The organism is Corynebacterium sp. 51B, from assembly GCF_008930785.1.
Lineage (GTDB): Bacteria > Actinomycetota > Actinomycetes > Mycobacteriales > Mycobacteriaceae > Corynebacterium > Corynebacterium megadyptis.
The window spans coordinates 70,604-81,011 of record NZ_PQMK01000003.1; the positions used below are offsets into that span (position 1 = coordinate 70,604).

Annotated in this window: 12 protein-coding genes; 5 read left to right on the forward strand and 7 right to left on the reverse strand. The window is 64.6% G+C overall.

The window, feature by feature from the left end:
• Window positions 1–10: 10 nt before the first annotated feature.
• The 3 genes from GBB14_RS04745 to GBB14_RS04755 all read right to left on the reverse strand — a co-directional run bounded on the left by GBB14_RS04745 (window position 11) and on the right by GBB14_RS04755 (window position 2,167).
• The gene (locus GBB14_RS04745; RefSeq protein ID WP_151530175.1) at window positions 11–1,192 is read right to left on the reverse strand and encodes a glutamate--cysteine ligase; all 1,182 of its coding nucleotides are present in this window, start codon (window positions 1,190–1,192) and stop codon (window positions 11–13) included.
• A 61-nt stretch (window positions 1,193–1,253) separates the two neighbouring features.
• Window positions 1,254–1,898 carry a LytR C-terminal domain-containing protein gene (locus GBB14_RS10770; RefSeq protein WP_151530174.1) on the reverse strand — a complete coding sequence of 215 codons (645 nt, stop codon included), beginning with the start codon at window positions 1,896–1,898 and terminating at the stop codon, window positions 1,254–1,256.
• Between the two features lie 53 nt (window positions 1,899–1,951).
• On the reverse strand, window positions 1,952–2,167 hold the full coding sequence (locus GBB14_RS04755; protein ID WP_151530173.1) for a DUF3263 domain-containing protein: 216 nt from the start codon (window positions 2,165–2,167) through the stop codon (window positions 1,952–1,954).
• Window positions 2,168–2,185: 18 nt separating this feature from the next.
• Between GBB14_RS04755 and GBB14_RS04760 the strand changes: the two genes are divergently transcribed.
• Together GBB14_RS04760 and GBB14_RS04765 are read left to right on the forward strand one after the other, a co-directional pair.
• Entirely contained in the window at window positions 2,186–2,815 is a 630-nt protein-coding gene (locus GBB14_RS04760; protein ID WP_151530172.1) for a peptide deformylase, read from the forward strand.
• On the forward strand, window positions 2,815–3,822 hold the full coding sequence (locus tag GBB14_RS04765; RefSeq protein WP_151530171.1) for a GNAT family N-acetyltransferase: 1,008 nt from the start codon (window positions 2,815–2,817) through the stop codon (window positions 3,820–3,822). The genes GBB14_RS04760 and GBB14_RS04765 overlap by 1 nt, the downstream gene beginning before the upstream one ends.
• 3 nt (window positions 3,823–3,825) lie before the next feature.
• Here the strand turns inward: GBB14_RS04765 and GBB14_RS04770 are convergent, their stop codons facing one another.
• A complete protein-coding gene (locus GBB14_RS04770; protein ID WP_151530170.1) occupies window positions 3,826–4,407 on the reverse strand; it encodes an RDD family protein in 582 nt (193 codons plus the stop codon).
• Between the two features lie 113 nt (window positions 4,408–4,520).
• On the opposite strand from GBB14_RS04770, the gene GBB14_RS04775 reads away from it, so the two are divergent.
• The 3 genes from GBB14_RS04775 to GBB14_RS04785 all read left to right on the forward strand — a co-directional run bounded on the left by GBB14_RS04775 (window position 4,521) and on the right by GBB14_RS04785 (window position 8,114).
• A complete protein-coding gene (locus GBB14_RS04775; RefSeq protein ID WP_151530169.1) occupies window positions 4,521–5,300 on the forward strand; it encodes an exodeoxyribonuclease III in 780 nt (259 codons plus the stop codon).
• A 14-nt stretch (window positions 5,301–5,314) separates the two neighbouring features.
• A complete protein-coding gene (gene cls / locus GBB14_RS04780) occupies window positions 5,315–6,805 on the forward strand; it encodes a cardiolipin synthase (RefSeq protein ID WP_151530168.1) in 1,491 nt (496 codons plus the stop codon).
• Between the two features lie 82 nt (window positions 6,806–6,887).
• Entirely contained in the window at window positions 6,888–8,114 is a 1,227-nt protein-coding gene (locus GBB14_RS04785; RefSeq protein ID WP_151530167.1) for a Na/Pi symporter, read from the forward strand.
• On the opposite strand, the gene GBB14_RS04790 is transcribed toward GBB14_RS04785, so the two are convergent.
• Genes GBB14_RS04790 through GBB14_RS04800 form a run of 3 tightly spaced genes read right to left on the reverse strand, consistent with a single transcriptional unit; the run spans window position 8,111 to window position 10,384 of the window.
• On the reverse strand, window positions 8,111–8,893 hold the full coding sequence (locus GBB14_RS04790) for a multidrug ABC transporter permease (RefSeq protein ID WP_151530166.1): 783 nt from the start codon (window positions 8,891–8,893) through the stop codon (window positions 8,111–8,113). The two genes, GBB14_RS04785 and GBB14_RS04790, sit on opposite strands and share 4 nt — an antisense overlap.
• Window positions 8,894–8,896: 3 nt before the next feature.
• Window positions 8,897–9,850, reverse strand: coding sequence for an ABC transporter ATP-binding protein (locus GBB14_RS04795; protein WP_151530165.1), 954 nt, complete (start codon window positions 9,848–9,850; stop codon window positions 8,897–8,899).
• A 45-nt stretch (window positions 9,851–9,895) separates the two neighbouring features.
• Window positions 9,896–10,384: an NUDIX hydrolase gene (locus GBB14_RS04800; protein ID WP_151530164.1), complete on the reverse strand. Its 489-nt coding sequence runs from the start codon at window positions 10,382–10,384 to the stop codon at window positions 9,896–9,898.
• Between the last annotated feature and the right edge of the window lie 24 nt (window positions 10,385–10,408).

Sequence of the window (10,408 nt, forward strand, 5' to 3'; positions counted from 1 at the left end):
AGCTAGAAGACTAGGGGCGGCCGCGGTAGAGCTCCTCGATGCTGAGGTCCACCACGTCCTTCCAATCGCCGCTGGCTTCAAAGACGGCCCGCTGCCGGGCATAGGCGGCCGGGCGATCCACCATGCGCTCGAGCTCGGTGAACTCCTCAGCACAGCCCAGCTCCGCGGCCAGCGGGCGGAGGGTGGCGATAATTCCGCGCAGCGAGTCGCGCACCCATTCCTCTTCGGTGTTGCGGCCGGTGATCACCAGCGCATCCATGCCATAGCGGGCGGCCCGCCACTTATTTTCCGCGTTGTGCCAGAGCGGCAGCTGCGGCAGCTCCGCGCCCGCATCGAGCTGGCGGTCGAAGTAGACCACTAGGGTGTGCGTGAGCGCCACGAGGGCGGCGAGCTCGGTGATCGTGGAGGGGGCATCGCAGGCGCGCACCTCGATGGTGCCCCACTTGCCGGCGGGGCGGATATCGAGATGCATCGAGCCGGTGTGGCTAATCACCCCGGAGGTGTCTTGATCCTCCATGTACTCCGACCACTGCTCCCAGGTGTCAAAGACGAAGGGCAGCCCCGCGGTGGGCAGCTGCTGATAGAGCATCGTGCGATTGGAGGCATAGCCGGTGTCGAGCCCATTCCAACCTGGGGAGGAGGCCGAGAGGGCCAGAAGATGCGGGAAGGTGGTCATGAGCGCGTTAATCAGCGGCCAGACCTTGTCCTCGTGTTCCACGGAGACGTGCACGTGCAGGCCCCAGATGAGCATCTGCCGCCCCCAGTACTGGGTGCGCTCGATGATCTCCGAATAGGGCCCCTTCTCCGACACGGGCTGTTCCCGCCAGTCTGCGAAGGGGTGGGAGCCGGCCGACCAGAGCTTCACGCCCAGGTGCTCGGCGGCCTCCTGCAAGGCGGCCAGCCCGTGGCGCAGCTCCTCTACTACCTCGGGCACGGTGGAACCGACCCCGGTAATCAGCTCCACGGTATTGGCCAAAAACTCCCGCTCCACGTGCACCTCTGGATAGTGCTCGTGGATATAGTCCACCACCTCATGGGCGCGGGGCACCAGATCGCGGGTCACGGGATCAATCAAGCCGATCTCCCATTCCACCCCGAGAGTGTGGGGGCCGCCGCGTTTAAAGCTCTGGTGGTGGGAGACAGAACGGCGCTTCTCACCGGCAGACAGCGAGGTTGACGAAGACTGAGTCATGGTGAAGTACTACTCGATTCCAGCAGGCGGGCGCGCCCACAGGGTGAAAAGATCGCCGACTTTAAGGAGTGCGGAGGTCCTTGGTGAGAATGAGGACGACGCCCTGCGGGGCGGTGGCGACAGCCTCCGAGCGCGGCTGGGCCTGCACGCCCAGCTCCTCGGCGAGCGCGCGGGCGGCGCGCTCCTCATCGGCATTATCGGGGGTGAAGAACACGGTGGTTTCCGGCAGCGGGGTATCGGCAAAGTTGCCCACCTCGCGCACATTCCAGCCCGTATCGCGCAGCTTGGTGGCCACGCTATCGGCCAGGCCGGTGATGGTGGAGTTATTCAGGGTGGTCACCGGCACGGTCTTCGGATCCACCGCGGCACCCTGCTCTGCCGGGCGGGCCGGCTTCTCACCCTCGGGGCGAGCGGGCGGGGCCTGCTCGGCGCCCTCGGGACGCTCGGCGGCGCTGCTCGGCGCGGGGGATGGCGCGGCGGAGCTGGAGGAGCCGGGATCGGCCACCACGGTGTCATTGGGATCATCGGAATCGATGAGGGTAAATACTCCCCATAGCGCCAGCAATACTGCCACGCTGATGAGGATCATCGCTAAACCGCGGATGGGTGCCTCGGAACCGCGCGAAGAACCGGCTGCGGCGGAGGCGGCGGCACGCTCGTCAAGTACGGAATCGTGCTCAGTGGACTCGTGGGGGGAGTAGTTCATCTCAGACACGCTTGCCATCTTAACGTGAACTAGTTGGTGAAGCTGAAAGTGTTTTAAGATCGCCGCTCCCGCAGCCGCCGCAGGCGGGCGATGAGCAGTGGCTCGCGCTCGGCTGCAAGCGGCAGATCGATCAGTTCATTCAGGCGCTGGTAATAGCGCACTGGGGTGGTGCCGAGCGAGCGAATGGCCTCCTCTTTTCGCCCGGCCTGCACGAAGCGCTTCTTTTCCAGCTCCAGGATCGCTTTGTCGTGCTCACTCAACTGACTCATGGGTCTACACTCTATTGCATGACGATTCGCCCGATTGTGATTTACGGAGACCCCGTCCTGCACACCCCCACTGAGCCCGTGACCGAGCCGGCGAGCGAGCTCGCCGAGCTCATTGCCGACATGCACGAGACCCTCGTGGCCTCCAATGGGGTGGGCTTGGCGGCGAATCAGGTGGGCGTGAACAAGCGACTTTTTGTCTACCGCTGCCCCGATATCGACGGTCCTGAGGGCAGCGATAAGTCCGCGGCGGATATTGCCCGCGATGGCGGCCGGATTCGGGTGGGCTGCGTGATCAACCCGGTATTGGAAACCTCCGATATCCCGGAGACCATGCCCGCCGAGGATGGCTCCGAGGATGAGGGCTGTCTCTCCCTGCCGGGCGAGGGTTTCCCCACCGGCCGCGCCGATTGGGCGCGGGTCACCGGCCTCGATGAGAATGGCGAGGAGATCGCGGTAGAAGGCTATGGCTTCTTCGCCCGCCTGCTGCAGCACGAGGTGGGCCATCTCGATGGCTATGTCTATACCGATATGCTCATCGGCCGGAATAAGCGCGCCGCGAAGAAGATGGTGAAGCGCAATGGCTGGACGGAAGCCGGCCGCACCTGGCTGCCCGGCACCGACCCCGACCCCTTCGGTTTCGACAACTAATGCTGAGTTTCCCCTTTAGTGGCCGCGCCCCCACAGTGGGCGATCGGGTGATTGTGCGCCGCCGCATCCCCAACACACCCGGGCATCTGACGGATGTGATCGGGCACGTGGTGAGCCTAGAGCCGCTGATCCTGCGGCCCCAGTCAGTGGGCGGGCTGCCTTCTTCTGCGCCGACAGTGCTTATCGACGCTTCCCTGGTGAAAATCCTGAAAGTGCTCAGCCCGCGCCGGGTGATGAACTCCGATATCCGCGCCATCGAGCACGCCACCGCCCTCGCTTTCCCAGGCATCGAGCACGCCTGGAGCGAGGACGGGCAGTGGCTGATGCGCGCCGGCGATGGCATTACCGAGCGCTCTAATTCCGCCACCCCGCTGGGCCCGTCGGCCGGGTTTAGCCTGCCGCCGCTGGCGGAGATGCGCGAGTTTTATGCCCGCCACGAGCTGCCGGTGCGGGTGCACCTGCCGGAGCGTATCGCCCGCAATGCCGAAAGGCTCTGCCGGCCGCCCAGCTGGGAGCTGGGGCCGGACATTATTGTGATGAGCCGCTCGCTCAGCGATGACGACACGCCGCCGACACTGCCAGAGGGTATGACGGTGAGCGTGGAGGAGCAGCCCGATGCGGCGTGGCTGAAGCAATATCACTTCCGCGGCCAGGCGCTGCCGGTGCACGCCCTGGAGCTGCTCATGCGCGAGATCGAGGGGCGCATGGGATTCGCCCGGATCCGCGTGGGCGAGCAGACGGTGGCAATTACCCGCGCCACCATCACCGAGTCCCCGGATGGGCGGCGCTGGCTCGGCTATTCCGCCGTGGAGGTCAAGGATGCGTGGCGCCGCCGCGGGCTAGGCACCCAGCTCGGGCAGGCGGTGCTGCACTGGGGCGCGGAGAACGGGGCCACAGACGCCTATTTGCAGGTGATCGCCTCCAATACCGCCGGTATCGGGCTCTATGAGCGGCTCGGTTTCATCGAACATCACCGCCACCGCTATGCCACAGAGCTAGGAGGCTAGGGGCTAGTCGGGGCGGATGACGCGCAGCTCGGCGCTGCGATCGTGCGGGCCCATGCCGAAGGCATCGGTGGCGGCATCGGCGCCGAGCCATCCCGCCACGCCGAGCGCCGCCACTGGGCCGGCGATGGGGATGTAGTTGAGCAAGATCCACAGGTTGCGTCGAGAAGCGGAAGTGATACTCACCGGCAGGGCGGCCGGGGCCACCACCCGCAGGCCGAGTAGCCGCTTGCCCACGCTGCCGCCGCAGACATCGCCGGCTACCTGATAGAGGTAATAGGCGGCCGGCCAGCCGAGCAGGACGCTCAGGAGGGCGACGGTGCTGACACTGCCGGTGGAGACGACAAGGAGCATGGCCAGCAGCGCCAGGGTGACACCGGCGGCATCGAGTGCGTGCGCGGCCATGCGCCGCAGCACCGGGGCGCAGTAGGTATCGCGGCGGCCGCGATTCCGGCCCGGGCCGAAGGCCTGGTAGCGCTCCATCTCGGAATAGGCCACCGGCGGGCTCATGGCATCGAGAACCCCCGCGAAAGGAAAGCCCCGCCGCGGCTGCTGCAGCTGCTGAATACGCAGGTACTCATCCTCCATGAACACCACATCACTCCTTGGTTGAGGCGCCGCCGAAGACGGCACGAATCTCCGTTCTTATCCCTTGAAACGTCGGATTACCCCCAGTTGTTCCAACGACTACTGTAGTGGGCATGCGAATTGCCACGTGGAACATTAACTCCGTGCGCACGCGCATTGAGCGTGCCGTGGATTTTCTGCAGCGCCACGACGTGGACGTGCTCGCGCTGCAAGAGACGAAGGTCAAAGACGAGGCCTTCCCCACCGACCCCTTCACCGAGGCCGGCTACGAGGTGGCGCACTATGGGCTCAATCAGTGGAACGGCGTGGCACTGATCTCCCGCGTGGGCATTGCGGATGTGCGCACCCACTTCCCGCAGCAGCCCGGCTATCACAATGATCCCGCGCAGCCGCAGGACATCGAGGCCCGCGCGATCGGCGCCAGCTGCGGCGGTGTGGAGGTGTGGAGCCTCTATGTGCCCAATGGGCGCGAGATCGCCCACCCGCACTATGACTACAAGCTGCGCTTCCTCTATACCCTCGGCGCCTATGCCCACAGTCTGGACACCCCGGCGGTATTCGTGGGCGATTACAATATCGCTCCCCGCGATAGCGATGTGTGGGATCCTTCCTTCTTCGCGGGCAAAACCCATCTCACCGAACCAGAGCGCCACGCCTTCGAGTTCCTGTGCAGCGAGGGGGTGGAAGAAACCTCCCGCCGTTTTAGCGAGGGCAACTATAGCTACTGGGACTATACGGCCATGCGTTTCCCCAAGAACGAGGGCATGCGCATTGACTTTCAGGTGGCCACCGCCGCGCTGGCGGCCCGCGCCCGCAGCGGTTTTGTTGATCGCGAGGAGCGCGCTGGTAAAGGCGCCTCGGACCATGTGCCCGTGGTGGTGGATTATGACTAGCGGGGGCGCAGAGTGTGATTAGCGTGCACTTGGAGTGGTGGCAGACGGTGGGCCTGATCATCGACTACTCCATCCGTATCTTGGCCATCGGCATCGTGCCGGAAGGGCGTCGTCCCGCCGCATCGACAGCGTGGCTGCTGATCATTCTGGTGCTGCCCATCGTGGGCCTGCCGCTGTTTCTGCTCATGGGCTCGGCCTATATCAACCGCCGCCGCCACCGGCTGCAGCAGGAGGCCAATCAATCGATTGAGGCCGTGCAGTCCGAGGCCCCCGACTATCCGCAGCACACCACGCTCAGCCCGGAGCTGGAATCCATAGTCAAGCTCAATCGCCGGCTCACCAATATCCCCGCTGTCACCGGCACCACCAAGGGGCTGCTGCCGGATTATTACAACAGCCTGCGCCGCATGGCCGAAGCCATCGATAATGCCAGCGAGTATGTGCATATCGAGATCTACATCATTGCCTGGGATGACACCACCGATCCGTTCTTCCGCGCCTGCGAACGCGCCGTCCAGCGCGGGGTGAAGGTACGGCTGCTCTTTGATCACGTGGGCTCGTGGAAGTACCCCAGCTATATGCGGCTGGGCAAACGGCTGGATTCCATCGGGGTGGAGTGGCACGTGATGCTTCCGCTGCGACCCTGGTTTGGTCGCTGGCGTCGCCCGGATCTGCGCAATCACCGCAAGATGGTGATCGTGGATTCCGAGGTGGCCTTCATGGGCTCGCAAAACCTCATCGATACCAGCTATCTGCTGAACGCCAATATTGAGGCCGATCGCCATTGGATCGATCTCATGGTGGAGCTCGAAGGGCCGGTGGTGAACTCGCTGCGCGCTGTGTTCGCCATGGACTGGTACTTCGAAACCGGCGAGGCGCTGAACGTGCTAGAGGAAAAACCCAGCCCGGAGCTACCGGAGGAACCGGATTCGGATATCAATATTTTGCAGCTGGTGCCCTCCGGCCCAGGTATTCCCACCTCGCCGAATCTGCGCCTCTTTAACTCTATCGCCCACCACGCTAAGCAGCGGCTGATCCTGTGTTCGCCCTATTTCATCCCCGACGAGTCCCTCTTTGAGTCCATTACCAGCGCCTGCTACCGCGGCGTGCAGGTGGATCTGTTGGTCAGCGAGCGCGCCGATAACTTCATCGTCCACCACGCCCAGTCCAGCTACTACCAGGCTCTGCTGGAGGCTGGGGTGCACATCCACACCTATCCCAAGCCCTATGTACTGCACTCGAAGTTCATGGTGGCCGATCCCGCCTCCTCCAACCGCGATGCCATCGGGGTGATGGGCTCGTCCAATATGGATATGCGCAGCTTCAACCTCAACTACGAGATCTCGCTGATGGTGGCGCGCGGCTCGCTCACAACCCGGCTCAGCGAGCTGGCCGATAGCTACATCGCCAGTTCCTCGCAGATTGAGCTCGAGGAGTGGTCTACCCGCGGTTTCTGGCGCAAGTATCTGGATAATGCCTGCAAGCTCACCTCAGGTTTGGCATAGGGGGAGGAAATTAGGGCTTCCCACCAGCCCCCATTAATGTTGAGGTCACAGCAACCGGCAGCGCAGGAGGAGGATTCACGAGGTGGCAGCTGACTCACCCACCCGGCTGCCGGGCACCACTCATCCCCGCAATCCGCGGATCACCACCTCCGATTCCGATGTTCTCGCGCCCTCCCTCTTGGGCATGGCGGTGCGCTGGTCGGGCGTGGCGGGGGCTGTGGTGTTGCTCCTTTTTGCGCTCGCCTTGCTTGGCGACGCCACCTCGATGCTCTCCCGCGACACCATCGCTACCCTGGTCGCGGCGGCCGCACACCCCGTGGTGGGGCTGTGCCTGGGTATCGCTGCCACGGCGGTCGTGCAATCCTCCACCACCATCACCACGGTGACCGTGGCCGCGGTGGCCACTGGGGCAGTGCCTTTGCCTTTGGCGATCGCGATCACCATGGGCGCCAATATCGGCACCTCGATGACCTCCGCGATCGTGGCTTTGAGTTTTGTGCGCTCGCCGGTGGAGTTTCGCAGCGCCTTCGCCGCCGCCACTGTGCAGGGCATTTTTAATAGCGCCAGTGTGGCGGTGCTCTTCCCCCTCGAGCTGCTCTTTCATCCCTTAGAGCGCAGCAGCCACTGGCTGAGCACCCAGATCCTCCACGAGAGCTCCCACCAGGAAATCCCCACCGCGGAGTTTGTGCGCCGGCTCAGCGATCCCCTCGTGGAATTGGTGGGCACCCGCGGTGCCGCTGGGGCGCTTGTCGGCGCGCAGGCCGCCCCGTGGGTGGTGCTTGTGCTGGGGGCGGCGCTGCTGCTCAGCGCCGTCTATTTGATTACGCGGCAGCTGCATGTGCTGATGGCCCAGGCCACCCGCACACTCATGGAACGAGCCTTGGGCGATTCCCAAGCCACCGGGGTAGCGGCCGGGGCGGCGCTGACGGCGCTGATTCATTCCTCGTCCACGGTGACCAGCTCGATTGTGCCCTTCGCCGCAGTGCGCTCGATCACCACCCGGGAGGCGCTATCGCTGACCCTCGGGGCGAATATCGGCACCACGCTCACCACGCTCATGGCCACGCTCGCGGTACAGGGACCGGCGGGGGCCACGGGCCTCGAGGTGGCCTTGGTGCATGTGCTCTTCAACCTCGTCGGGGTGCTGCTGGTGATGCTCATCCCGCCGGCCACGGACGGCATCATTCGTCTCGCCATCTGGCTGGCCGGGGTGACCCAGCCGCACCCGGCGCTGAGCACCGCGGCGGTGCTGGCCTATTATCTGGCGCTGCCCGGCGCGGTGGTGGCGCTGTATGTGCTGCTGAACTAGGCGTCGCGCTTCTTCATTGCCAGCAGCCCTGCCGCGAAGATCACGGCGGCCCAGACAGCGAAGTAGAGGCCGCTGAGAATCGGATCCCAGTCTGGGCCCTCAACGACGGGCTGGGTGGTCTGGAAGGCGGTGAGATGGTTGAAGGGACCGTAGCCGCTGATATAGGTACCCACCCGCGGCAGCATATTTCCGAGGATGAGCTCGAGTCCGAGGCTCCACACCAGCACCACCAACAGGGCGCCGGCGGTGTTGCGCAGCAACCAGGCGAAACCCATGGCAAAAACGATGCTCAACACGAGCGCCACCGGCTTGGCCCAGAGGGCGTGCTGGACATAGTCATCGCCCCAGATCTGCATGGAGCTGGCGGCCTCGCCGCCCATTATTTTGCCCACGTAGAGGACGAGGATCAGGGTGAGGAAAGAGAGGATCGCCACCACCACGGCGTAGAGCACACATTTGGCTGCGGCCACCCTCCAGCGGCGCGGCATGGCGGTGAAGGTGGCAGTGGACTGATTGCGGCTGTACTCGGAGGTCACCATGAGTACCGCTTGGACCATCACGATGGCGGCAACGACATCGAGAGTGAAGATCAAGCCGCGGGGCTCGACGATGAACTCGACCTCGGATCCAGCAAATTCGGGATTCTGCGCTAGTTGCCGTGTGCCATAGGCCGACATACCGGCCAAACCGACGGCGATGAGCACATAGAGCAGCGAGGTGATGTAGAAGGACTTAGTGGTGGTGAGCTTGATGAACTCTGCACGAATGGCATTCCACATGGTTTAGATCTCCCCTTCCGGACGCTGCAGCGCAGCGGTGGTGGTGTGGGATTGGTATTGCACGGAGTCGCCGGTGCTGCGCATGAAGGCATCCTCGAGGGAGCCTCGCTGCTCGGTGAGTTCGTGCACGGCCACCCCAATGGAGTAGGCCAGCCCGCCCACCACATCGGTGGTGGTCTCCTGCACCACTAGGATCTCTCGGCCGTGGGGGTCGTGGGAGCGCTCGGCGTGGAAGTTCTCCTCCTGCAGCGCGGCGGCCAATTCCTGCGGGTGATCGGTGCGCACCAGCACCGTCGACTGCGCGGATTGGCGGATGAAGTCCTCGGTGGGGGAATCCGAGACGAGCCGGCCGCGACCGATCACCAGCAGGTGATCGGCGGTCTGGGACATCTCGGAGAGCAGGTGGGAGCTGACGAGGATGGTACGGCCCTCCTCGGCTAGGGAGCGCAGGAAGGTGCGCACCCAGCGGATACCTTCCGGATCCAAGCCATTGACCGGCTCATCGAGCAGGAGATACTCCGGATCGCCCAGCAGCGCGCCGGCGAGACCCAGGCGCTGAGCCATACCGAGGGAAAAGCCCCCCGCCTTGCGGCCCGCAACATCGCTCAGCCCCACGAGCCCCAATACCTCGTCGACGCGGCGGGTATCGATGCCATTGGAGGCCGCCATCCAGCGCAGGTGATTGGCCGCGCTGCGCTTGGGATGCACCGCCTTCGCATCCAGCAGCGAGCCCACCGTGTGCAGCGGATTCTCCAGCTCGGCGTAGGTGCGCCCATTGATCGTGGCCTGCCCAGAGCTGGGGCTATCCAGCCCCAGAATCATGCGCAGGGTGGTGGATTTGCCGGCACCATTTGGCCCTAGGAATCCGGTAACGACGCCAGGCTTCACGCTGAACGTGAGATTATCCACCGCCAGCGTGGAGCCATAGCGTTTGCTCAGCCCAGTAACTTCAATCATGTAGCACAGTGTGGCACAGCCCCGCCCGCAGTGCTAGGGCTACTCTTAGCTTGTCGACGCCACCCCGCCGGCAGCGATCACCGAACGCATCAGCGGAAGCGACTCCGCGAAAGCCGACATGAGCGGATAGGACTCCAGCGCGGCCAAGGGCACCCAGCGCAGCTCCACGGATTCCTCATTGCCGGCGGTGGGCAGCGGCTGCAGGCAGGTGGCCAGCACCTGGGTGTAGCTCCAGCCAGACACATACGGTCCCGCCGTGGTGATGGCGTCGACCACCTGCACCTGCGCGGTGTCGATACTGGTTTCCTCGCGCGCCTCACGCAACGCGGCCGCCACCGCGGTTTCGTGGGAATCCCGCGCCCCGCCCGGCAGGGCCCAGGTTCCGCCCTCGGCCGTCCACTGAGCGCGGTGCTGCAGCAATACCCGGGGCGCGGTGTGGGGCGAGGCGATGAGAAAAAGCCCCGCCGCGCCAAAGAGGCCCCAGCGCCGCGAGCCATCGGGGGCAAGGCTCCAACCGTTTCCGTCTCCATCCATGTTCGCGAGTGTAGTTCGAGTACT